Raw genomic sequence first — 23,784 nt, 5'->3', positions numbered from 1 at the left:
GTCTCCGTTAGCGCGTCTTGCCCCGCAGGGCAACGATAGCCGCGGCCGTTTCCTCGATGGAGCGGCGGCTGACATCGATCATCGGCCAGCCATGCCGGGTGCAAAGCTGGCGGGCATAGGCGAGCTCCTCGTTGATCGCGGCGCGGTCGACATAATCGGTCGGCACGAAGGCGGCGCTGTTGCCGAGGACGCGGTTTTGCCTCACATGCGAGATGCGCTCGGCCGTGGCGACCAAACCGACGACCAAAGGCGTCTTGGCGGCGATCAGGCTTTCGGGCAGCGGCACCCCGAGCACGATCGGGATATTGGCGGTCTTGATGCCGCGATTGGCGAGATAGATGCTGGTCGGCGTCTTCGAGGTGCGCGAAATGCCGATCAGCACGATGTCGGCATCGTCCATATTGGCCGGCAGCTGGCCGTCATCATGCTCCATGGTGAAGTTCAGCGCATCGATACGGCGGAAATATTCGGCGTCGAGCACGTGCTGGGCGCCGACGCGGCGACCGGCCGGCGTGCCGAGATAGGACTGGAAGACGGTCAGCACCGGTTCCAGCACCGAGACGCAAGGCAGGCCCATCGCCGCGCAGCGCTCATCGATCGATCGCGCAAGCTTCTGGTCGACCACCGTATAGAGAATAATGCCGGGCTCCTCCTCGATGTCCTCGAAGACCTTGGCTATCTGCTTTTCCGTGCGGATCAGCGGATAGATGTGCTCGATGGCGCGCGCATCCTTGTATTGGGCGGATGCCGCGCGGCCGGCCGCCAGCAGCGTTTCGCCGGTGGCGTCGGAGATCAGATGCAGATGGAAGAAGCTCTGAGGTTTGTTCACAGGGAATGGGTCCAGGCTGTGGGCAATTGTGGACAAGGCTGGATGGGCAAGCCTTGGGCAAGGAAGCGACTGTATCAGATGGCCGCTTGTCCACAATTCGACCCGCTGTAGGCTTTGCCGCGGCGTTGGGGACAAAACCGGGGATCAACTTTTGTTGGTCGATTTCGTCCACAGGGCGAGGTTCGGAGCGGTGAGCCCAAGCTTTTGACTCCAAAGCTGGAATCCGCTTCGTCCCCAGAGCCCTCCAAATTGCGAAAGCGAGTACGCGACAATATGCTGACTGGCCTTTTCGGCTCGGAGGCTGGACAGGTCGCAACCATCACAACCAACAGACTCTTAGAATCAGAAGACTCTTTTAAAATAGATATTTGATTTAAGAGGAGCGCGCATGACCCCGAACCAGAGGTTCGGAAAGGATCATGCGCTAAATGAAAGCGCTACAGCGTCCTTTGCGCGTCTAAGGATGCGCGGCGCTGTAGAGAGGGCAGCGCAGGATGGCTGGGAAACGGATCGTGCTCGACGTCCTCAAGGGCGAGACGGTTTCACCGCCGCCGCTCTGGATGATGCGCCAGGCGGGCCGCTATCTTCCGGAGTATCGCGAGACCAGGAAGCGAGCGGGATCCTTCCTCGATCTCTGCTACGATCCGGACCTTGCCGTCGAGGTGACGCTGCAGCCGATCGAACGCTTCGGCTTCGACGCTTCGATCCTGTTCTCCGACATTCTCGTCGTGCCTAATGCCCTGGGGCGGGACGTCCGCTTCGAAGAAGGCCGCGGGCCGGTCCTGAAGCCGATCTCGGCGGCCGAGATTGCGGCGCTGAACGGCGGTGTGTTTCACGTGAATCTCGAACCGGTCTACGAGACCGTGCGCCGGCTGCGGGCGAAACTGCCCGATCAGACGACGCTGCTCGGCTTCTGCGGCGCGCCATGGACGGTGGCGACCTATATGATCGCCGGCCACGGCACGCCCGACCAGGGCCCTGCCCGGCTATTCGCCTATCGCGAGCCCGAGGCCTTCGCGCGGCTTCTGAAGATTTTGGCCGATCATTCGGCCGCCTATCTTATCCGCCAGATCGAAGCCGGCGCCGATGCGGTGCAGATTTTCGATTCGTGGTCGGGCGTGCTGGACGAGCCGTCCTTCGAGGCCTTCTGCGTCGAGCCGGTTGCCGAGATCGTCGCCCAAGTGAAGGCGGTTCATCCCGATGTGCCGGTGATCGGTTTTCCGAAGGGTGCTGGCGAACGCTATCGCGACTACAGGAGAAAGACCGGCATTGCCGGTCTCGGTCTCGACTGGACCGTGCCGCTGTCGCTGGCGAAGGAGCTGCAGCGCGACGGAGCGGTGCAAGGCAATCTCGATCCGTTGCGCCTGGTCGCCGGCGGCAAGGCGCTCTCTGACGGCGTCGAGGCAATCCTGAGCGCTTTGAGTGACGGGCCGCTGATCTTCAATCTCGGCCACGGCATCACCCCGGAAACGCCGGTGGCGCATGTCGAGGCGATGGTGAAAATGGTGAGAAGCCGGCTATGAGGGATGTAAGCAACGAGAACGGCGCGAGCAGCGACAACAGCACCGGCCACGCGATGAAGCGCATGGTGATCGGCATTGCCCTGCTCGTCGTGCTGACGGCGCTGCTCTATCTCGCGGCACCCGACAGCTTCTATCCGTGGGCCAAGGCGATCCATGTGATTGCGGTCATTTCCTGGATGGCCGGCATGCTCTATTTGCCGCGTCTCTTCGTCTACCATGTCGATGCCGAAAGGGGCTCGGTGCAGTCCGAAACCTTCAAGGTGATGGAGCGCCGGCTGCTCAGAGGGATCATCAATCCGGCGATGACCGCGACCTGGATGTTCGGGCTTTGGCTTGCCTGGAAAGGCTTTGGATTCCAGGGCGGCTGGCTGCACGCCAAGATCGCGCTGGTGCTCATTTTGTCGGGGCTGCATGGCTATCTCGCCGGCGCGGTCAGGAAATTTGCCGAGGACGAGAACGAAAAGCCGGCGAGGCACTGGCGGATCGTCAATGAGATCCCCACATTGCTGATGATCGTCATCGTCATCCTGGTCATCGTGAAGCCGTTCTGAGGCTTTGCCGGATCCGGCCAGGCCCAGCAAAAGGCGGCTTGCTCTTTCAGTCGAGCGACGATACAAGACGGGTCTTCCTTCCCGTCATGCGCCGCCCCTTTTCTCGCTTTCGGCCGCGCCCGACATTTGTCGCATCCAGCCGATTTCCCTCTCCAAAGCCTACCCAGAGTCTATCTAATGCAAGAAATGAAACTCGCAGAGTTCAAGAACAAGAAGCCGCCGGAGCTGATCGCTTATGCCGAGACGCTCGAGGTGGAGAACGCCAGCGTCATGCGCAAGCAGGAGCTGATGTTCGCGATCCTGAAGAAGCTCGCTGCCCAGGACGTAGAAATCATCGGCGAAGGCGTGGTCGAGGTACTGCAGGACGGTTTCGGCTTCCTGCGCTCGGCCAACGCAAACTACCTGCCGGGTCCCGACGATATCTATATCTCGCCGTCGCAAATAAGGCGCTTTTCGCTCAAGACCGGCGATACCGTCGAAGGACCGATCCGCAGCCCGAAAGAGGGCGAGCGCTATTTCGCGCTGCTCAAGGTCAACACCATCAATTTCGACGACCCGGAGAAGATCCGGCACAAGATCCACTTCGATAATCTGACGCCGCTCTACCCGACCAAGCGGCTGAAGATGGAGATCGACAATTCGACCTCCAAGGACATCTCGCCGCGCGTGATCGACCTGGTCGCGCCGATCGGCAAGGGACAGCGCGCGCTGATCAACGCGCAGCCGCGCACCGGCAAGACGGTGCTGATGCAGAACATCGCCCATTCGATCACCGCCAACCATCCGGAATGCTATCTGATCGTGCTTCTGATCGACGAGCGCCCGGAGGAAGTCACCGACATGCAGCGCTCGGTCAAGGGCGAGGTGATTTCCTCGACCTTCGACGAGCCGGCGGCGCGCCACGTGCAGGTCGCCGAAATGGTGATCGAGAAGGCCAAGCGCCTGGTCGAGCATGGTCGCGACGTCGTCATCCTGCTCGATTCGATCACGCGTCTCGGCCGCGCCTACAACACCGTCGTGCCGTCATCCGGCAAGGTGCTGACCGGCGGTGTCGACGCCAACGCGCTGCAGCGCCCGAAGCGCTTCTTCGGCGCGGCCCGAAACATCGAGGAAGGCGGCTCGCTGACCATCATCGCCACCGCGCTGATCGATACAGGCAGCCGCATGGACGAAGTCATCTTCGAAGAGTTCAAAGGCACCGGCAACTGCGAAATCCAGCTCGACCGCAAGGTGGCCGACAAGCGCATCTACCCGGCGATGGACATCCTCAAGTCGGGCACCCGCAAGGAAGACCTGCTGGTGCCGCGCGCGGACCTGCAGAAGATCTTCGTGCTGCGCCGCATCCTCGCGCCGATGGGCACGACCGACGCGATCGAGTTCCTCATCGACAAGCTCAAGCAGACCAAGACCAACGCGGACTTCTTCGATTCGATGAATACGTGATTGGGTTGCCTTCCCTTCTCCCCTTGTGGGAGAAGGTGTCGCCGAAGGCGACGGATGAGGGGTGCTCCAGGGAAAGCCAGCGTCGCACTCCGCTGGAGCACCCCTCATCCGTCTCGGCGCTGCGCGCCGATCCACCTTCTCCCACAAGGGGAGAAGGGAAAGGCGCTATCGCCGCAACAGCTTCTCCAACTCCTCCGCATCGGTCACCACCGGCATGCACGCCTGCCCGCTGCAGAACCAGGCGCCCGCCTTGTCCGTCGGCGGCAACACGCCGCCCGGCAGCGACGGTCGATTCGCTTCCGAACCGACCGGAACGACAATGTCGACCCGGCGCGGGTCCGGATTCCGATTCGCAACCGGAACGAGGCTTGAAGACTCTTGCTTGTCTATAATGACAAGCTTCAGCGGCTCGAGCGCCAGGGCACAGGCGTTGACGATGCCGGCCTGGCCGTAGGCCTGCTGCGAGGCGCGGCCCATTGCATGCTCGGCGGTCGTCCACGCCTTTTCCCAGATGGCGAGGTCGCCAGTGAGCGATGACAGCCGCACCAGCGCCTCGACGATCTGGCTGGTGGCGGACGGGATTGCTTCATCCACATCACCGCGGATGCGGATCGGAACGTCGCCGCTGTCCGACGCCGTCAGCCAGTAGCCGCTCTTTTGTTCATCCAGGTGCCAGCGGTCGAGCTCGCCGACGAACTGCCTGGCGCGATCGGAATAGGCCGGATCGCCGGTCGCCTCGAACAGCGCGATCGCCGCGTTGGTCATGGCGGCATGATCGCTGGACAGCGCCGGGAAAAGCCTCTTCGCGCCTAGCATGGAATGCGGCAGCCGTCCGTCCTGGCCCGCCTCGACGATATGGCCGAAGGCTTTTGCGGCGGCGTCAATCCAGTCGTGCCGCCCAAGTGAGCGGCCGGCCTCGGCGAGTGCTGCGATCATCAGCCCGTTCCAGTCGGTGAGCGCCTTGCCGTCGCGGCCCGGCCTGACCCGTCCTTGGCGGACGCCCAACAGCTTTGCCTTCAGAGACGCCAATTGTGCATAGTCGGCGATGCCCTGAGCTTGCTGGGCCTCGCTCTGGCGAATGATCGGCTTGCCTTCCCAGCCATGCGGCGCGGCGAGCTCGAAATACCGGAAGAAGGTCGACGTATCGTCGCCGAGCGCGGCTTCGATTTCGTCGCGGTTCCATGTGTAGAAAAGCCCCTCCTCGCCATCGCTGTCGGCATCGAGGCTGGCGGCAAAGGCGCCGCCTTCGACCAGCATCTCGCGCAGCAACCAGCCGACGGTCTCTTCGATTCGTATCCGGAACAAGTCATTCCCGGTGGCCGCATGGGCCCAGTTGCATAGGCGGATGAGCTGGGCGTTGTCGTAAAGCATCTTCTCGAAATGCGGCACCAGCCATTCGGCGTCGGTGGAGTAGCGGCTGAGACCGCCGCCGACATGATCGTAGATGCCGCCGGCGAGCATTTTTTCGAGGCTGGCGAGCACCGCGTCGCGATGCGCGGCCTCGCCGTCACGCAGCCAGGACAGCCAAAGCGTGTGCATGAAGGGCGCGTTGGGGAATTTTGGCGCGCCCTTCAAGCCGCCGAGATCGCGGTCGATCATGCCGCCGATGCGGGTGGCGAGGTCGGCCAGCGTGTCGCGATCGAGCACCGCCTTGCCCGTCGCGCCGGCGAGCCGCTGCTCGACATGGGCGGTCAGCCCGTCGGCGCTTTCGGCGAGGCTCCGCTGCTTCTCGCGCCAGGCCTTGTCGACCGCTTCCAGCACCTGGATGAAGCCGGGTCTTCCGTAACGCGCCTCGCGCGGGAAATAGGTGCCGCCCCAGAAAGGCTTGCCGTCGGGCGTCAGAAACATGGTCAGCGGCCAGCCGCCCTGCTCGCCCATGGCGTGCAGCGCCGCCATATAGATCTGGTCGATGTCGGGCCGCTCTTCGCGATCGACCTTGATATTCACGTAGAGCCGGTTCATGACGGCGGCCACGGCGTCGTTCTCAAAACTTTCATGCGCCATGACATGGCACCAGTGGCAGGCGGCGTAACCGATGGAGAGCAGGATCGGCCGCCCGAGCTGCTTCGCTTCGGCAAGGGCCGCAGGCGACCAGCCGCGCCAATGGACAGGATTGTCGCTGTGCTGCTGCAGATAAGGGCTGGCCTCTTCGGCAAGCAGGTTTCGTGCGGGTAAGGTCACGATGGACGGCTCTTTTTTGGGTCTGATGCATCAACGCTGGAGCATGATGCCGAAAAGTGTGAAGCGGCTTTCGGCCGTGCTCTACCTTTCAATCTAGGCGGTTCGGCAGGTCCGGCAAATGGTTTCCCCAATGGCTTCGAAGGATTCGATCGTTGCGCTGTCGAGCGGCCGCTTGCCGGCAGGCATCGCCGTCATCCGAATTTCCGGCCCCAAAACTCGATTCGTGGTCGAAACGATAGCCGGATCCGTTAAGGATCGGTTTACCACGTTGCGAAGGCTCCGGGCGTCGGATGGCTCCACGATCGACCACGGCCTCGTTCTGTTCTTCCCAGGTCCCGGCAGCTTCACCGGGGAGGACGTTGCCGAGTTCCAGGTCCATGGCAGCCGCGCCGTCGCGGCCAAAATGCTGGAGACGATCACCGGCTTCGAGGGCGTCAGGCACGCCGAGCCGGGCGAATTCACCCGACGCGCCTTTCTCAACGGCAGGCTGGATCTGGTCGAGACGGAGGCATTGGCCGATCTGGTGAATGCGGAAACGGAGGCGCAACGCCGCTTCGCCCTGCGCAATGCCGAAGGCGCGCAAAGCGAACTCTATTCGAGCTGGCGCCGCCGGCTGATCCATGCGCGAGCCATGATCGAGGCGGAGATCGACTTCGCCGACGAAGAGGATGTGCCAGGTTCCGTTTCGGATGCGGTCTGGTCCGACGTGTCGGTAATGATCGGGGAAATCGATCGCCATATCGGAGGTTTCAAGGCCGCGGAGATCATTCGCGATGGTTTCGAAGTCGTGATCCTCGGCGCCCCGAATGCCGGCAAGTCCAGCCTGTTCAACGCCTTGGCGAAGCGCGAGGCTGCGATCGTCACCGACGAGCCGGGCACGACGCGCGATCTGCTCGAGGTCGTCATGGATCTCAATGGGCTGAAGGTGCGACTTGTCGATACGGCCGGGCTGCGGGATGCCGTGGGCAAGGTCGAGTCGATCGGCATCGAAAGAGCGCGGGCCAAGGCCGACGTGGCGGATCTCGTCCTGCTGTTGGAGGATATGGCCGATCCGGCGCCCGTTGGGGATATCCCAGGTGGGGCTCCGTTGCTGAGGATCGGAACGAAGTCGGATATCGCCAATGCCGGCGGCGGTGACTACGACTTGGTGATTTCTTCCAAGGACGGCAGCGGTCTGGACCGCCTTCTGAACGAGATAGGGGCCCGCGCCGCCGCTGCGGTTGGCGAGGTGGGTGACGTGCTGCCATCCAGGCTGCGCCATGTAGAGTTGCTCAAAGAGGCAGTGGATTTCCTGCGGGCGGCATTGTCGGGCCAAAGCCAGGAGCTGCGCGCCGAGGAACTGCGGCTGGCGGCCGAGCGCTTTGGCCGGATCATCGGCGCGGTTGACGTCGAAGATTTGCTCGACGTCATCTTTTCGCAGTTCTGCATCGGTAAGTGATTCACGTGAAACACGGGATGGGGCGCTACTCCGCAATGATTCACGTGAAACACCGCCGCCGCTGCCAGCTTCTGAGTTGTCGGCTGGGATCGCAATGCTCGCCATTCATTGTTTCACGTGAAACGGGTCCACCTCTCCTTGACACCAGCCGCCGTCGGGGACATCTGTCAACCCAATCTCTGAAAGCGGATTCTTGGAAAAATGACCAATCACTATGATGTGGTGGTGGTGGGCGGCGGCCATGCAGGATGCGAGGCGGCGAGTGCTGCCGCGCGCGCCGGCGCAAGGACCGCCCTGGTCACGCTGCGCTTCGAGACGATCGGCGTCATGTCGTGCAATCCGGCGATCGGCGGTCTCGGCAAAGGACATCTCGTGCGCGAAATCGACGCCATGGACGGGCTGATGGGACGCATCGCCGACGCCGCCGGCATTCAGTTCCGCCTGCTCAACCGCCGCAAGGGTCCCGCGGTCCGGGGTCCGCGCACCCAAGCCGACCGCAAGCTTTATCGGCTCGCCATGCAGGCCGCGATCCGCGAGCAAGCCAATCTCGACGTGGTCGAGGGCGAGGTCCTGGACCTCGCGATCGAAGACGATCGCGTCAGGGCGGTGCTGGTTTCGGGTGACCGGCGGCTGGCTTGTGGTGCCGTCGTGTTGACCACCGGCACCTTCCTGCGCGGGCTGATCCATATCGGCGAGAAGAAGGCCGTCGCCGGCCGCATGAACGAGCAGGCAAGCATGGGCTTGTCAGCGACCATGGCGCGTGCGGGTTTCAAGCTCGGGCGCCTGAAGACCGGCACGCCCCCTCGCCTCGACGGCCGCACCATCGACTGGGCGTCGCTGGACGCCCAAGCGGCGGACGAGGATCCGGTGCCGTTCTCGCTGATGACCGACGTGATCGCCAATCCGCAGATCCATTGCGGCATCACCCGGACCATGCCGGCGACGCATGAGCTGATCCGCGCCAATCTCGGTCGTTCGGCCATGTATTCCGGCTCGATCGAAGGCATCGGGCCGCGCTACTGTCCCTCGATCGAGGACAAGATCGTCAAGTTCGGCGACCGCGAGGGCCATCAGATCTTCCTCGAGCCCGAAGGCCTCGACGACGACACCGTCTATCCGAACGGCATCTCGACCTCGCTGCCGGAAGACGTGCAGCTCGACATGCTGAAGACGATCCCCGGGCTGGAAAAGGCGACGATGCTGCAGCCCGGCTATGCCATCGAATACGACCATGTCGATCCGCGCGAGCTGAAGACGACGCTGGAGACGAAGCGCGTCGCCGGCCTTTTCCTGGCCGGGCAGATCAACGGCACGACCGGTTATGAAGAGGCCGGCGCGCAAGGCCTGCTCGCCGGCATCAACGCCGCGCGGGCGGCATCTGGCGATGAGCCGTTCGTGCTCAGCCGCACCGAGGCCTATATCGGCGTGATGGTCGATGATCTAACCAGCCGGGGTATCGCGGAGCCCTATCGCATGTTTACCTCGCGCGCGGAGTTCCGGTTGTCGCTGCGCGCCGACAATGCCGACGAGCGGCTGACGCCGCTGGCGGAAAAGCTCGGCATCGCGTCGTCGGAGCGGCTGCAGCGTTTTGGCGCGCTGGCGCAGAAGCTCGACGAGGCCCGCGCGCTGGCAAAGTCTGTGACGCTTACGCCGAACGAAGCGGCACAGCATGGGCTGGAGATCAACAAGGACGGCGTGCGCCGCTCGGCCTATGCGCTTTTGGCGCATCCGGGCGTCGACATGCCTTGGCTGGCAAGGGTCGAACCGCGCTTTGCCGAACTGGACCCCAAGACGGCGGAGCGGCTCGAAACGGAGGCGAAATATTCGGTTTACCTCGATCGCCAGCAGGCCGACGCCGCACGAATCAGGCATGAGGAATCGCGGCTCATCCCCGAGGCTCTCGATTTCTCGGACGTTCCGGGCCTGTCAAACGAGCTGAAGCAGAAGATGAAGGCGCGCCAGCCGCGCTCGATTGCCGATGCGCAGCGCATGGAAGGCATGACGCCCGCCGCGCTTGCCATCATTGTCGCGCATGTCCGCAACGCCGAGTTCGCGGCGCGAAGGGACGTGGCGTGAGCGCGGATGCCTGGGCGGGCCTGCAAAAGGCAGCGGGTCCGGTTTCACGTGAAACATTCGAGCGGCTGCAGGCTTTCGAACAGCTGTTCCTGAAATGGAACCGCAGCATCAATCTGGCGGCGCCGTCGACGCTGGACGATGTCTGGCGCCGCCATATCCTGGACAGCGCCCAGCTTGCGCGAATCGCACCCACCGCGACACGCTGGGTCGATCTTGGCTCGGGCGGCGGTTTTCCTGGCCTGGTGCTGGCCTTCCTGCTGGCGGAGCGCCCCGGCGCATCGATCGCCCTGGTCGAGAGCAATCGCAAGAAGGCATCGTTCCTGCAATCCGTCATAGGCCAGTTCGGTTTGCCGGCGCATGTCGTGGCCAGGCGCATCGATGACAGCTATGCGCTTGTTTCCACACCAGAAATCGTCACGGCCAGGGCGCTGGCGGCGCTTCCGGACCTGCTCGACCTATCGGCGCCCTGGCTGACCAGGGGCGCACGCGCGCTCTTTCACAAAGGCCGGGATTACCGCGCCGAGGTGGAAGAAAGCACTCACCGCTGGGGCTTCGATCTGGTAGAACATTCGAGCATGACCGACGCCGAAGGCGTCATCCTCGACATCACCGACTTGCGCCCAGCGAAACAGCAATGAATTACTGGCATAAACCCATGAAAACCGGACCGCGTATCATCACTGTCGCCAACCAGAAAGGCGGGGTCGGTAAGACGACGACGGCCATCAACCTGGCCACGGCGCTGGCCGCGATCGGCGAGCGCGTGCTGATCGTCGACCTCGACCCGCAGGGCAATGCCAGCACCGGGCTGGGCATCGACCGCAAGGACCGCACGGTCTCGTCCTATGACGTGCTGACCGGCGAGCTCGAGCTGGAGCAGGCGGCGGTGCCGACGGCGGTGCCCGGCCTGTCCATCATACCCTCGACGCTCGACCTTCTCGGTATCGAGATGGAAATCGCCTCGGCGCCCGACCGCGTACTCAAGTTGCGCAATGCGCTGCGCGCCGCCTCCGAGCGTTCGGCCCCGTTCGGCTATGTGCTGATCGACTGCCCGCCCTCACTCAACCTTTTGACTTTGAATTCAATGGCGGCGGCCGATTCCGTTCTCGTGCCGCTGCAATGCGAGTTCTTCGCGCTGGAAGGTCTCAGCCAGTTGCTGGAGACGGTTGAACAGGTGCGCAATACCATCAATCCGGACCTCACCATCCAGGGCATCGTGCTCACCATGTATGACGGGCGCAACAACCTCGCCAACCAGGTGGTGCAGGATGTGCGCACCCATATGGGCGACAAGGTCTATGAGACGATCATCCCGCGCAATGTGCGCGTGTCGGAGGCACCGTCCTACGGCAAGCCGGCGATCCTCTATGACCTGAAATGCTCGGGCAGCCAGGCTTATCTGCAGCTCGCCTCCGAGGTGATCCGCCGCGAGCGCAAGCTGCGCGCCGCCTGAGCATCATCGCGCGGCTTGGTTAATCAGCCGATTCGATTCCGAAACGATCTGGACAAACTCATGAGCGAAGACCAATCGAGAAAAAGACTGGGCCGTGGCCTCGCGGCGCTGATCGGCGAAATCGACCGTCCGGCGGTGCCCGAAAAGCCGAACGCGGCGGTGGCGGCCGACGGCAAGGTGCCGATCGAGTTCGTCAGCCCGAACCCGAAGAATCCGCGCCGGCATTTCGGCGATGCCGAGCTCACCGATCTCGCCCAGTCGATCCGCGAGCACGGCGTGGTGCAGCCGGTCGTGGCGCGCCCCTCGCCCTCGCAGCCCGGCCGCTACGAGATCATCGCCGGCGAGCGGCGCTGGCGGGCTGCGCAGCGCGCCGGCCTGACCGAGATCCCGCTGATCGTGCGCGACGTCAACGACCGCACCGCGCTGGAGCTGGCAATCATCGAGAACGTGCAGCGCGCCGACCTCAATCCGGTCGAGGAGGCGCAAGGCTACCAGCAGCTCATCGACGAGCATGGCTACACGCAGGCCGATCTCGGCCAGGTGATCGGCAAGAGCCGCAGCCATGTCGCCAACACGCTGAGACTGCTGAAGCTGCCTAACGTCATTCACGACATGCTGGTCGACGGCGATTTGTCGGCCGGCCACGCCCGAACGCTGGTCACCGCCGAAGACCCGGCCGGGCTCGCCAAGCGCATCGTCAAGGAAGGGCTTTCGGTGCGCCAGGCCGAAGCGCTGGCGCAAATGCCCGCCGGCCCGACGCCGGCCAAGGTGAAATCCCCCGCGAGCCCGCCCGAGAAGGACCCCGACACGCTGGCGCTCGAGAAGCTGATGACCGATACGATCGGCATGATCGTGAGCATCGAGCACAAGGGCAAGGGCGGCACGCTCAAGGTCAGCTACCGCTCGCTGGAGCAGCTCGACGAGCTCTGCCGGCGCCTGAAGGACGAGCGGTAGGGGGCCGACGCGTAACGGTATTCGGCTGTGGCTGAGGTTTTGGCTGAACGCTGGATACGGCTGATATATTGGTGATAGACAAGGGACTGCCGATCCGCCGGCCCCTTTTGTTGGCGGTGGTGAACTGGCGAAGGTGGAGGCAAGGGCAGAGGGGGGCCGTGAAGGAGCGCCGTTCCCCTCTATCGTCATTCTAGGGCGGAGCAAGGAGCGAAGCGACGCGCGCAGACCCTAGAATCCATGCCGTGACGGTTGAGAGCTACCACGGTTCAGAACGCTCACCAGCCAACCCCGCGAAACAGCTCGAACCATTCCGGATTGGTCTTCTCGATCAGTTCAATCTTCCATTGCCTGGCCACCGCTTCAATGACGTCTCACGCTGAATGGCATCGGTGATGTCGAAATATTCTTCGTACCAAACCAGACGCTGCACGCCGTAGCGGCTGGTAAAGCCGGAGCCTTGGCCGGACTTATGCTCAGGCACCGGCGAGCAAGGTCGTTGGTGACGCCGATATAGATCATGCCGCCTTTCTGGCTTGCTGTCATGTAAACGTAACCGGTCATGTTGCGATCTTAGCTGGCGCTGTCGCCAACGGCTATTCTGGACGGCAGCAGCCTACGGCCAATGTCACGGCATGGATTCTAGGGTCTGCGCGCGTCGCTTCGCTCCTTGCTCCGCCCTAGAATGACGACGGGTATGCCGCGGCGGTTTCCATCGGGCCGCCCGCCACCTGTCTCGCCAGCGCTTGCCCACCGCCGAGGCACCGCAGCCCGCGCCTTGACAGTCCACGGCAACGGCGTACCCTTTATTAGCTTGACCTTAAATTACTGCCCCAGCGTGCCGATCAGTCGCGGTGAGGGCTATCTGCCGTTCTCCGTGAAACGGCACCGCCTCGCCAAAGCCGGACACGCCTGACACAATGGGAGGTGTAAATGGCAGTCAGTTGGCAATTGTCCGGAAATTACTTCGAGAATTGCAGCTGCGACGTCGTATGTCCTTGCCTGCTGTCCACCCAGGCGCAGCTGACATCGAAGCCGACGAAAGGCGTTTGCGACGTCGCCTTGGTCTTTCATATCGACAAGGGCAGTTTCGGGGACGTTCGATTGGACGGGCTCAATGTCGCGATGGTTGCTCACACGCCGGGCCCGATGGCGGAGGGCAATTGGACGGCCGCCGCCTATATCGACGACCATGCGGATGACAGGCAGACCGAAGCGCTGGGCGCCATCTTCACCGGCGCCGCGGGCGGGCCGATGGCCGCCTTCGCGCCGATGATCAGCACCAATCTCGGAGCCAAGAAGGTGCCGATCAGATACCAGGCCGACGGCAAGAAGCGGTCGGTGGAGATTGCCGGCGTGATGCAGCTGGCGGTCGAACCGTTGCCGACAATGCGCGAGGACGGCGAGATGTGGGTGGCCTCCGGCCATCCCGTCAATCCCGACTGGCTCGGTATGGCGATGGGAATGGAAGGCAATACTTTCAGCGATCATGGCATGAGTTGGGACAATTCCCGCCGGAACGCGCACTACGCTCCGATCAATTGGTCCGGCCAGCAATAGTCCCGCACGCATAGTCGGAACGGCCTCGCCCATGACGCTGACATTGCAGCGAAACATCATTCTCGCCCTGTTGGGCGCTGTCGCCGCGGCGGCGTGGGTCTTGCTCATCCGGCAGCGGATCGGCGCGGACGCAGATATGCGCATGGAGATGTACTCACCCACCATGGGCATGGGGGCGCCGCTGTTTCTTGCCGTCTGGATGATCATGATGATTGCCATGATGTTTCCGACGGCGGCGCCCATGATCCTGACCTTCCACCAGGTCCAAGCCGGCAAACGAGGTCGCGGCGAGGCCTTTGTCGCTACCTGGGTATTCGTGGCAGGCTATATGCTGGTTTGGGGCACGGTGGGCGTTTTGGCCTTTGCCGGCGCCGCAGGAGCCGAGACGCTTGCCGATCATGCGGGATTGTCCACGGCGACGGCCGCGCGCATCGGCGGCGCCCTGCTGATCATTGCCGGCGCCTACCAGCTCTCGCCACTGAAGGATCTGTGCCTGGCCAAATGCCGCACGCCAATCGGTTTCATCCTGACCTCCTGGCGCGATGGTTCTTGGGGCGCGGTCCGCATGGGCCTCGAGCACGGCGCCTTTTGTCTGGGCTGTTGCTGGCTCTTGTTTCTGGCACTTTTCCCGCTCGGGATCATGAATGTCGCCGCAATGGCCGTGGTCACGCTGCTGATCTTTGCGGAAAAGACCTTCCCGGCGGGAAAGGGCATAGCCAAGGTGTCTGGCATCGCCCTGCTCCTTTACGGCGCGGTGGTGCTGGTCTTTCCCCAGGCGCTGCCGACCTTTCAGCCGGCCGACATGATGATGAATTGACCAGCGGTAGGGCAGGACGAAAAATACGCTGGCGGGACAGCGCCCTTTGGCCTGCCGTCCTTCGCAGCAGCTGCGCTGCAGCTCCGGAGGGGTGGACCGGCCATCTCCCTACAGGGGAAGATCAGCTGTCGCCCCGGCCGTCGCCAATCCCCGGCGTTTACCTTTGCCCCAGCCTCGCGCTTTCGATGGCAATGCCAAGCAGCGCCTGGCGTGCCAGCGCTTCCGACAGGTCCGGTCGTTTGCGGGTCTGCAGCACCGCCGTCTGCAGCCGGCCGAGCGCACGTGCGAGCGCCTCGACAGTCCAGCGCTCCAGCGTCTTTTCCACCAGCTTGCGGCGCGAGAAGAACACCGGGGGGCGGGCGCCGGCGACGACCGAGGCGGCGTTGCGGCCGCCGGTCTCCATCTGGCCGCGCATCGCCTGGATCGCCTGCAATTGCCGCATCGCCGATGACAGCACCAGGAACGGATGGCCCCCCGATTGGCAGTGGCGGTTGAAGGCGATGTCGAAGTCGCCCACCTTGCCGTCCAGCATGGCGTCGACAGCGGCGTCGAAGGAAGCGCCGGAGACATCGCCGGACAGCGCGTGGACATCGTCGACGTCGATTTCCTTCTGGCCATGCGCGTAGAGCACCAGCTTCTCGATCTCGCCGCGCGAGGCGAGGCGGTCGCCGCCGAGATTGCGGCGCAGCGCCTGGCGGGCGTCCAGCGTCATCGACATGCCGGCCTTGCGCAATTCGTCGTCGATCACTGAGTCCAGATCGCGGGGCTCGTCGGCATAGCAAGGCAAGGCGATCGCGTTGCCTGCAGCCTCGACGATAGTGCGCAAGCCGGTGCCTTTCTTCAGGTCGCCGGCTTCGATGAGGATGATCGCGTCGCGCGCGGGCTCGGCGGTCAGCGCCTTGATGTCGTCGGCCAGCGCCTTCTGGCCGCTGGCGTTGCGCACCCAAAGCAGCCGCCGGTCGGAAAACATCGGCACGGTGCGCGCTTCATCGAGCAGCCGACCCTCGTCGCGGTCGACTTCGGCGCCGTCCAGCCTGACGACAGAGAACGGGTCATCGAGCGGCAGCCCGGTTTTCGCGGCGAAGGTTTTCGCCCGCTCGGCGACAAGGCCGCGGTCTGGACCGTAAAGCAGGACGATTCCCATGGCCGGATCCGGCCTCGCCAGCCACGAATCGACCTCGTATCCTTTCTTTTGTGCCATGCGGGGTGAATTAGCACGGGGCGGGGTGACGGAACTAGCGTCTTCCCCTTCTCCCCCTGTGGGAGAAGGTGGATCGGCGCGACAGCGCCGAGACGGATGAGGGGTGTTCCAGCGGAGTGAGACGCTGGTGGCATCTGGAACACCCCTCATCCGTCGCCTTCGGCGACACCTTCTCCCACAGGGGGAGAAGGGGAAGGCCGCGCCCGGCTCCACCTCCCAATCGCATTTTCTGGCGGCAATCGCCCCGCAAACTTCCGCCAAATTGCGCGCGGCGTGAAAACATCGACAAGAAATTTCGCCGCCATATCTGCATCTTGGCGCTTGCGTGCCGCATTGCTCAACCGAGCTGACGGCCCGGGAGGAAGGCGGTGCCGAGGTCCGGCGAATTGGCACTGGTCTGGCGGCGCGGATGTGCAAATATCGCACCGGCAACATTGGAGGATGTGAGCTCATGGCCGACGCTGGATTGTTGCGCTTCCATGTGCCCGAGCCCGAGGTGCGGCCCGGCGGCACGCCCGACTTCTCGAATGTGACCATCCCCAAGGCGGGCTCGGTGCCTCGTCCGGAGATCGAGGTCGATCCGCGCAGCATCCGCGACATGGCTTTCTCCATCATCCGTGTGCTGAACCGCGTCGGCGAGGCCGTCGGGCCATGGGCCGGGCTGCTCAGCGACGAGGAGCTGCTCGAGGGCCTGCGCCATATGATGACGCTCAGGACCTTCGATGCGCGCATGCAGATGGCGCAGCGCCAGGGCAAGACCTCCTTCTACATGCAGCATCTGGGAGAAGAGGCGGTGAGCTGCGCTTTCCGCAAGGCGCTGAAGCCCGGCGACATGAATTTCCCGACCTACCGGCAAGCCGGCCTTCTGATCGCCGACGGCTATCCGATGGTCACGATGATGAACCAGATCTATTCCAACGAGGCCGATCCGCTGAAGGGCCGGCAGCTGCCGATCATGTATTCGTCGAAGGAGCACGGCTTCTTCTCGATCTCCGGCAATCTGGCGACGCAATATATCCAGGCGGTCGGCTGGGCGATGGCCTCGGCGATCTCCAATGATTCGCGGATTGCCGCCGCCTGGATCGGCGACGGCTCGACGGCGGAGTCCGATTTTCATGCGGCGCTGGTGTTTGCTTCCACCTACAAGGCGCCTGTCGTGCTCAACGTCGTCAACAACCAGTGGGCGATCTCGACCTTCCAGGGCATCGCGCGCGGCGGTTCGGGCACGTTTGCCGCGCGCGGGCTCGGCTTCGGGATCCCGTCGCTGCGCGTCGACGGCAATGACTATCTGGCTGTCCATGCCGTGGCCAAATGGGCGGCGGACCGGGCGCGTGCCAATCTCGGGCCGACGCTGGTCGAACACGTCACCTATCGCGCCGGCGCGCATTCGACCTCCGACGATCCGTCGGCCTACCGGCCGAAGGCCGAATCCGACGCCTGGCCGCTCGGCGATCCGGTGATCCGGCTGAAGAACCATCTCATCCATAAAGGCGTTTGGTCGGAACAGCGCCATACGCAGGCGGAAGCCGAGATTCTCGAGACGGTGATCGCGGCGCAGAAGGAAGCCGAAAGCCACGGCACGCTCCATGCCGGCGGCAAGCCGTCGACGCGCGACATGTTCGAAGGGGTCTATGCCGAGATGCCGCCGCATCTCAGGCGTCAGCGCCAGCAGGCGGGGGTCTGACCATGCCGAGACGCACGATGATCGAGGCGATCCGTGACGCCATGGACGTGTCGATGGGGCGCGACAGCCAAGTCATCGTCTATGGCGAGGATGTCGGCTTCTTCGGCGGCGTCTTCCGCGCCACGCAGGGCCTGCAGGCCAAATACGGCAAGAGCCGCTGCTTCGACGCGCCGATCAGCGAATCCGGCATCGTCGGCTCGGCCATCGGCATGGCCGCCTATGGGCTGAAGCCCTGCGTCGAGGTGCAATTCGCCGATTATGTTTATCCGGCTTACGACCAGATCGTGTCGGAGGCGGCGCGGCTGCGTTACCGTTCGAACGGCGATTTCACCTGCCCGATCGTGGTACGCATGCCGACCGGCGGCGGCATCTTCGGCGGCCAGACGCACAGCCAGAGCCCGGAAGCGCTGTTCACCCATGTCTCCGGCCTGAAGGTGATCGTGCCGTCCAACCCGCATGACGCCAAGGGGTTGCTCATCGCGGCGATCGAGGATCCGGACCCGGTGATCTTCCTCGAGCCGAAGCGGCTCTACAACGGCCCGTTCGACGGGCATCACGACAAGCCGGTGACGCCGTGGTCAAAGCATGAGTTGGGCGAGGTGGCGGACGGCCACTACACGATCCCGCTCGGCAAGGCGGCGATCCGCCGGCCGGGATCGGCCGTCACCGTGCTCGCTTACGGCACAATGGTCTATGTCGCGCAGGCGGCGGCCGAGGAGACCGGCATCGATGCCGAGGTCATCGACCTCCGGACGCTGCTGCCGCTCGATCTCGAGGCGATCGTCGCATCGGTGAAGAAGACCGGCCGCTGCGTCGTCGTGCACGAGGCGACGCTGACCTCCGGCTTCGGCGCCGAGCTGGTGGCGCTCGTGCAGGAGAACTGCTTCTACCATCTGGAAGCGCCGGTGGCGCGGGTCGCCGGCTGGGACACGCCCTATCCGCATGCGCAGGAATGGGATTATTTCCCCGGTCCGGCGCGGGTCGGGCGCGCGCTGATCGAAACATTGGAAGCTTAGAGTGGGGGAGGCCTGAGATGGGCGAGCACGTCATTAAGCTGCCCGATGTCGGCGAAGGCGTCGCCGAGGCCGAGCTTGTCGAGTGGCACGTCAAGGTCGGCGACCTCGTGCGCGAGGACACGGTTCTCGCCGCCGTCATGACCGACAAGGCAACCGTCGAGATCCCCTCGCCGGTCGATGGCGAGATCCTGTGGCTCGGCGCCGAGATCGGCGACACGGTGGCGATCGGCTCGCCGATCGTGCGGCTGAAGGTGGCCGGCGAAGGCAATGTGAAAAACACGTCGCAAGACGAGAGTGGTGCCGACGGCATCCCCGCTGGAGCGAGCCATGGCGATCGTCTTCCCCCTGCGCAAAACGCAGCGCCGTCATCCTCGGGCTTGTCCCGAGGATCCGCTGGTTCGCCGGAACCGGCGGCGTCGCATCCACGCAGGTCGGCAGATCCTCGGGACAAGCCCGAGGATGACGGCGTTAAGAAGGATCGCGCCATGCCCAGCCTTTCGGGCGCGCCGCGCGCGGAAGGCGAGAAGCCGCTTGCCTCGCCGGCCGTCCGCCTGCGCGCCAAGGAAGCCGGCATCGATCTGCGCCAGGTTCCGGGCAGCGGTCCGGCCGGGCGCATCAGCCATGAGGACATCGACGCATTCCTCGCGCGCGGCCCGCAAGTCGCCCGCGCCACCGGGCTTGCCCGAAAGGACGGCGTCGAGGACATCAAGGTCGTTGGGCTCCGGCGCAAGATCGCCGAAAAGATGGCGCTGGCGAAATCGCGCATCCCGCATATCACTTATGTCGAGGAGATCGACGTCACGGCATTGGAAGACTTGCGCGCCACCCTCAACAAGGAGAAGCGTGCCGATCGTCCCAAGCTGACGCTGCTGCCTTTCCTGATGCGGGCGATGGTCAAGGCGATCGGCGAGCAGCCGAACCTCAACGCGCTGTTCGACGACGATGCCGGCATCATCCACCAGCATGAAGGCATCCATATCGGCATCGCCGCGCAGACGGCGAACGGGCTGGTGGTGCCGGTGGTGAAACATGCCGAGGCGCGCGACCTGTGGGATAGTGCGGCGGAAGTCAACCGGCTGGCCGATGCGGCGAAGGCCGGCACGGCGAGCCGCGAGGAGCTTTCCGGCTCGACCATCACCATCACCTCGCTCGGCGCCATGGGCGGCGTGGCGACGACGCCGGTCATCAACTACCCGGAAGTGGCGATCGTCGGCGTCAACAAGATCATGGTGCGGCCGGTGTGGGACGGCACGCAGTTCATCCCGCGCAAGATGATGAACCTGTCGTCAAGCTTCGACCACCGCGTCATCGACGGCTGGGATGCCGCGGTTTTCGTGCAGCGCATCAAGGCGCTGCTGGAGACGCCGGCGCTGATCTTCGTGGATTGAGGGGAGATGGGGTTGATCTCGAACGTCGCGGCGCCGAAATGCGCGCTCCCCCTTCTCCCCTTGTGGGAGAAGGTGTCGCCGAAGGCGACGGATGAGGGGTGCTCCAGGGAAAGCAAGCGTTTCATTCCGCTCGAATGCCAGCGTCTCACTCCGCTGGAACACCCCTCATCCGTCTCGGCGCTGTCGCGCCGATCCACCTTCTCCCACAAGGGGAGAAGGAAAAGGCGCGTCGCCGCCTCCGCCGAAAGGAAGCAGCCGTCATGAAAGAAATCTCCTGCAAGCTGCTCGTCATCGGCGCCGGGCCGGGCGGCTATGTCTGCGCTATCCGTGCCGGCCAGCTCGGTGTCGACACCGTCATCGTCGAAGCCGGTAAGCCTGGCGGCACCTGCCTCAATGTCGGCTGCATCCCGTCCAAGGCGCTGATCCACGCGGCGGAGGCGTTCGAGAAGATCGCGCATATGGCCGGCGGCAAGGATCCGCTGGGCATCAAGGTCGCCGCGCCGACGCTCGATCTTGCGAAAACTGTCGGCTGGAAGGATGGGATCGTTAGCCGGCTCAACAGCGGCGTGGCCGGCCTGTTGAAGAAGGCCAGGGTGAAGACCGTGCATGGTTGGGCAACCTTCCGGGACGGCAAGACCGTGGAGGTCGAGACCGAAACCGGGACCCAGGTGATCCGCGCCGAGACCGTGGTGATCGCTACCGGCTCGGCGCCGGTCGAATTGCCGTTGCTGCCTTTCGGCGGCCCGGTCATCTCGTCCACCGAGGCGCTGGATCTCGGCGAAGTGCCGAACAAGCTCGCGGTCGTCGGCGGCGGCTATATCGGGCTCGAACTTGGCATGGCCTTCGCCAGGATGGGCGCGAAGGTCACCGTGGTCGAGGCCTTGCCGCGGGTGCTCGCGCAATATGACGCCGAGCTGACAAGACCGGTGCTGAAACGGCTCGGCGAGCTCGGCGTCGAGGTGATGACAGGGGCGAATGCCAAAGGCCTGTCGGCCAAGGGCGACGCGCTGCTGGTCGAGACGGCCGACGGCAAGAACGCCAAGATCGCCGCCGACAGGATCCTGGTCACGGTCGGCCGCAAGCCGCTGACCGAAGGCTGGGGGCTGGAGCAGATCGACCTCGACATGGCGGGAAAATTCATCCGCATCGACGACCAGTGCCGCACTTCGATGCGCGGCATTTTTGCCATCGGCGACGTCACCGGCGAGCCGATGCTGGCGCACCGGGCGATGGCGCAGGGCGAGATGGTGGCCGAAATCGTCGCCGGCCACAAAAGAAGCTGGGACAAGCGCGCCATTCCGGCGATCTGCTTCACCGATCCGGAGCTGGTCACCGCCGGGCTGTCGCCCGAAGAAGCGAAGGCGCTCGCCGGCGAGATCAAGATCGGCCAGTTCCCCTTCGCCGCCAATGGCCGCGCCATGACTAAACAGGGCGAGGACGGGTTTGTGCGGGTCGTGGCGCGTGCCGACAACCATCTGGTGCTGGGCATCCAGGCGGTCGGGCAGGGCGTGTCGGAACTATCAGCGGCATTTGGCCTGGCGTTGGAGATGGGCGCTCGCCTGGAGGACATCGCCGGCACGATCCATGCACATCCGACGCAGGGCGAGGGATTCCAGGAAGCGGCGCTGAAGGCGCTGGGCCACGCGCTGCATGTTTAGCTCCCCCTTCTCCCCTTGTGGGAGAAGGTGTCGCCGAAGGCGACGGATGAGGGGTGCTCCAGGGAAAGCAAGCCTCTCACTCCGCTGGAACACCCCTCATCCGTCTCGGCGCTTGCGCGCCGATCCACCTTCTCCCACAAGGGGAGAAGGAAGAGACCTCAGCTCGCCAGCCGGCTTACCATCTCGTGCTGGGCGTAGGCGCGTCCGAAGCGGTTGGCGAGGAAGGCGTCGAGGGCGATGTCTTCCTGGCGCACAAATCCCTTCGCAGGCAGGCTGCCGTCGGCCAGCATGTCGAGCACGGCACAGATGCCGGATGCGGTGGTGATCTGGATGGCGCTGCGCACGATGTTGCCGACGCGCTGCGAATAGATCTTGTTGGCGTAAGTCTCCTGCAGCAGGCGACCGTTGCGGCGACCCGAAACGGTGACGAAGACGATGACCACGTCCTGCAGCGTCGCCGGCAGGGCGCTTTCGAAAATGTCCTTCAGCACGTCGCGGCGATGACGCAGGCCGAGGTCGTTGAGCAGCGCCTTCATGATCGCGGCGTGACCGGGATAGCGGATGGTGCGGTAGTTCAGCGTGCGCACCTTGCCCTTCAGCGTCTCGGCCAAAGTGCCGAGGCCGCCGGAGGTGTTGAAGGCCTCGTAGGTGACGCCGTCGAGCGAGAACTCCTCGCGTTCCTCCAGCGGCGGCACCTCGATCAGCTCGCCCTCGACGATCGCCTCGCAGGGCTCGCAATATTCGTTGATGACGCCGTCGGTGCTCCAGGTGAGGTTGTAGTTGAGCGCATTCGATGGATATTGCGGCAGCGCGCCGACGCGCATGCGCACGCTTTCCAGCGTGTCGAAGCGGCTGGCGAGGTCGTTGGCGACGATCGAGATGAAGCCCGGCGCCAGGCCGCATTGCGGGATGAACGCGCTTTTGGCGTCACGCGCCAGCTCCTTGACGCGGCGGGTCGAGACGACGTCCTCGGTGAGATCGAGATAATGCACGCCGGCGGCGGCGGCCGCCTCGGCGATGCGCGTGGTGAGGTGGAAGGGCGCGGCGCTGAGCACGGCGAATTTGCCGGCGAGCACGTTTTCGAGCTCACCCGAGGCAGTGATGTCGAGCTCCTGCGTCGCAACGCCGGCCGGCAGTTCGGCGGCGGCAAGCTGAGCCGCCGAGCGGTCGACCAGCGTGACGCGGTAGTCGCCCGTGGCGTTCAGCATTTCAGCGATGGTCGAGCCGATCTTGCCGGCGCCGACGACAACGATGTTCTTCATGATCAATTCCCCTGCCAATGCTGTTTTCGATTTGGCGGGAATCTTCGCAGCTTGCCTGTCGAAAGGAAGCGTGGAATCTGGCAATATGACGCCGAACTTCAAGCGATATGCCGAAATGTTTCGTCGAAATGATCAGTGAAGCCGAAGAAGCCCTGCTTACCTTGTTGCGCGCCAACGCTCGCGCCTCGACCGCCGAGCTCGCGCGCCAGCTCGGCGTGTCGCGCACCACGGTGCAGAGCCGCATCGAGCGGCTGGAGCAGCGCGGCATCATCACCGGCTATGGGGTCAGGCTGTCGCCCGATTATGAGCAAGGGCTGGTCAAGGCGCATGTGCTGCTCACCGTCACGCCGAAGCTCGCCGACAAGGTGGTGCGCAGCCTCGCGGCGATGGCGCCGGTCCGTACGGTGCATTCGGTGAGCGGCAATTTCGACATGATCGTCGTCGTCGACGCGCCGTCGATCCGCGACCTCGACGCGCTGCTTGATCGGATCGGGGCGATGGATGGGGTCGAGCGGACGTCGTCGTCGATTATTCTGTCGACACGGGTGGATCGGTGAAACGGGTGAGATGTTGGCGCGAGGCCCCCCTCTCTGGCCTGCCGGCCATCTCCCCCTCAAGGGGGGAGATCAGATGTCACGCCGCCTTTCGCTAATCGCCAGCGTTGCAAGAGGAGCGCCGGCACTGAAGCTGCCAATCTCCCCCCTTGAGGGGGAGATGCCCGGCAGGGCAGAGAGGGGGGTGAAGGAACGCGAC

Annotated in this window: 19 protein-coding genes and 1 pseudogene; 15 read left to right on the top strand and 5 right to left on the bottom strand. The window is 64.1% G+C overall.

Annotation, left to right across the window (positions count from 1 at the left end):
- Window positions 1-7 precede the first annotated feature (7 nt).
- Window positions 8-829, bottom strand: a complete 822-nt coding sequence (locus LB552_RS18285; protein WP_224608984.1) for a pyruvate, water dikinase regulatory protein — start codon at window positions 827-829, stop codon at window positions 8-10.
- 494 nt (window positions 830-1,323) lie between these two features.
- Between LB552_RS18285 and hemE the strand changes: the two genes are divergently transcribed.
- From hemE to rho, 3 genes are all read left to right on the top strand, one after another.
- Entirely contained in the window at window positions 1,324-2,352 is a 1,029-nt protein-coding gene (gene hemE, locus LB552_RS18280; protein ID WP_224608982.1) for a uroporphyrinogen decarboxylase, read from the top strand.
- Window positions 2,349-2,903, top strand: a complete 555-nt coding sequence (gene hemJ, locus LB552_RS18275) for a protoporphyrinogen oxidase HemJ (RefSeq protein ID WP_224608979.1) — start codon at window positions 2,349-2,351, stop codon at window positions 2,901-2,903. Before hemE ends, hemJ begins: the two co-directional genes overlap by 4 nt.
- 177 nt (window positions 2,904-3,080) lie before the next feature.
- The gene (rho, locus tag LB552_RS18270) at window positions 3,081-4,346 is read left to right on the top strand and encodes a transcription termination factor Rho (RefSeq protein ID WP_095769513.1); all 1,266 of its coding nucleotides are present in this window, start codon (window positions 3,081-3,083) and stop codon (window positions 4,344-4,346) included.
- A gap of 165 nt (window positions 4,347-4,511) precedes the next feature.
- Here rho and LB552_RS18265 read toward each other — a convergent pair whose 3' ends face one another.
- Window positions 4,512-6,527 carry a thioredoxin domain-containing protein gene (locus LB552_RS18265; RefSeq protein ID WP_224608976.1) on the bottom strand — a complete coding sequence of 672 codons (2,016 nt, stop codon included), beginning with the start codon at window positions 6,525-6,527 and terminating at the stop codon, window positions 4,512-4,514.
- A 130-nt stretch (window positions 6,528-6,657) separates the two neighbouring features.
- On the opposite strand from LB552_RS18265, the gene mnmE reads away from it, so the two are divergent.
- From mnmE to LB552_RS18240, 5 genes are all read left to right on the top strand, one after another.
- Window positions 6,658-7,965, top strand: a complete 1,308-nt coding sequence (mnmE, locus tag LB552_RS18260; RefSeq protein ID WP_224608973.1) for a tRNA uridine-5-carboxymethylaminomethyl(34) synthesis GTPase MnmE — start codon at window positions 6,658-6,660, stop codon at window positions 7,963-7,965.
- 201 nt (window positions 7,966-8,166) lie between these two features.
- Window positions 8,167-10,041, top strand: coding sequence for a tRNA uridine-5-carboxymethylaminomethyl(34) synthesis enzyme MnmG (gene mnmG, locus LB552_RS18255; protein ID WP_224608970.1), 1,875 nt, complete (start codon window positions 8,167-8,169; stop codon window positions 10,039-10,041).
- The gene (gene rsmG / locus LB552_RS18250; protein ID WP_224608968.1) at window positions 10,038-10,679 is read left to right on the top strand and encodes a 16S rRNA (guanine(527)-N(7))-methyltransferase RsmG; all 642 of its coding nucleotides are present in this window, start codon (window positions 10,038-10,040) and stop codon (window positions 10,677-10,679) included. Before mnmG ends, rsmG begins: the two co-directional genes overlap by 4 nt.
- Before the next feature lie 17 nt (window positions 10,680-10,696).
- Window positions 10,697-11,494: a ParA family protein gene (locus LB552_RS18245; protein ID WP_095769880.1), complete on the top strand. Its 798-nt coding sequence runs from the start codon at window positions 10,697-10,699 to the stop codon at window positions 11,492-11,494.
- 60 nt (window positions 11,495-11,554) lie between these two features.
- Window positions 11,555-12,448, top strand: coding sequence for a ParB/RepB/Spo0J family partition protein (locus LB552_RS18240; RefSeq protein ID WP_224608966.1), 894 nt, complete (start codon window positions 11,555-11,557; stop codon window positions 12,446-12,448).
- Window positions 12,449-12,723: 275 nt separating this feature from the next.
- Here the strand turns inward: LB552_RS18240 and LB552_RS18235 are convergent.
- Window positions 12,724-13,009, bottom strand: a pseudogene (locus LB552_RS18235) (GIY-YIG nuclease family protein).
- Between the two features lie 369 nt (window positions 13,010-13,378).
- On the opposite strand from LB552_RS18235, the gene LB552_RS18230 reads away from it, so the two are divergent.
- Together LB552_RS18230 and LB552_RS18225 are read left to right on the top strand one after the other, a co-directional pair.
- Window positions 13,379-14,005, top strand: a complete 627-nt coding sequence (locus LB552_RS18230) for a DUF1326 domain-containing protein (protein WP_095769864.1) — start codon at window positions 13,379-13,381, stop codon at window positions 14,003-14,005.
- Window positions 14,006-14,036: 31 nt separating this feature from the next.
- On the top strand, window positions 14,037-14,822 hold the full coding sequence (locus LB552_RS18225) for a DUF2182 domain-containing protein (RefSeq protein WP_224608963.1): 786 nt from the start codon (window positions 14,037-14,039) through the stop codon (window positions 14,820-14,822).
- A gap of 157 nt (window positions 14,823-14,979) precedes the next feature.
- Here the strand turns inward: LB552_RS18225 and holA are convergent, their stop codons facing one another.
- A complete protein-coding gene (gene holA, locus LB552_RS18220; protein ID WP_224608960.1) occupies window positions 14,980-16,023 on the bottom strand; it encodes a DNA polymerase III subunit delta in 1,044 nt (347 codons plus the stop codon).
- Between the two features lie 451 nt (window positions 16,024-16,474).
- On the opposite strand from holA, the gene LB552_RS18215 reads away from it, so the two are divergent.
- The 4 genes from LB552_RS18215 to lpdA all read left to right on the top strand — a co-directional run bounded on the left by LB552_RS18215 (window position 16,475) and on the right by lpdA (window position 21,769).
- Window positions 16,475-17,707, top strand: a complete 1,233-nt coding sequence (locus tag LB552_RS18215) for a 3-methyl-2-oxobutanoate dehydrogenase (2-methylpropanoyl-transferring) subunit alpha (protein WP_224608957.1) — start codon at window positions 16,475-16,477, stop codon at window positions 17,705-17,707.
- 2 nt (window positions 17,708-17,709) lie between these two features.
- Window positions 17,710-18,723 (top strand): alpha-ketoacid dehydrogenase subunit beta, encoded by a 1,014-nt coding sequence (locus LB552_RS18210; RefSeq protein WP_140845359.1) that lies wholly within the window; start codon window positions 17,710-17,712, stop codon window positions 18,721-18,723.
- Window positions 18,724-18,740: 17 nt separating this feature from the next.
- A complete protein-coding gene (locus LB552_RS18205) occupies window positions 18,741-20,111 on the top strand; it encodes a dihydrolipoamide acetyltransferase family protein (protein ID WP_224608955.1) in 1,371 nt (456 codons plus the stop codon).
- A gap of 260 nt (window positions 20,112-20,371) precedes the next feature.
- A complete protein-coding gene (gene lpdA / locus LB552_RS18200; protein WP_224608952.1) occupies window positions 20,372-21,769 on the top strand; it encodes a dihydrolipoyl dehydrogenase in 1,398 nt (465 codons plus the stop codon).
- Between the two features lie 158 nt (window positions 21,770-21,927).
- Here the strand turns inward: lpdA and LB552_RS18195 are convergent, their stop codons facing one another.
- Window positions 21,928-23,031: a saccharopine dehydrogenase family protein gene (locus tag LB552_RS18195; protein WP_224608949.1), complete on the bottom strand. Its 1,104-nt coding sequence runs from the start codon at window positions 23,029-23,031 to the stop codon at window positions 21,928-21,930.
- A 128-nt stretch (window positions 23,032-23,159) separates the two neighbouring features.
- On the opposite strand from LB552_RS18195, the gene LB552_RS18190 reads away from it, so the two are divergent.
- The gene (locus LB552_RS18190) at window positions 23,160-23,588 is read left to right on the top strand and encodes an Lrp/AsnC family transcriptional regulator (protein ID WP_224608947.1); all 429 of its coding nucleotides are present in this window, start codon (window positions 23,160-23,162) and stop codon (window positions 23,586-23,588) included.
- The last annotated feature ends 196 nt before the right edge of the window (window positions 23,589-23,784 follow it).

The organism is Mesorhizobium sp. CA7 (assembly GCF_020165015.1).
Lineage (GTDB): Bacteria > Pseudomonadota > Alphaproteobacteria > Rhizobiales > Rhizobiaceae > Mesorhizobium.
The sequence above is the reverse complement of the archived record's forward strand: the minus strand, read 5'-3'. Positions and strand labels throughout refer to the sequence as shown.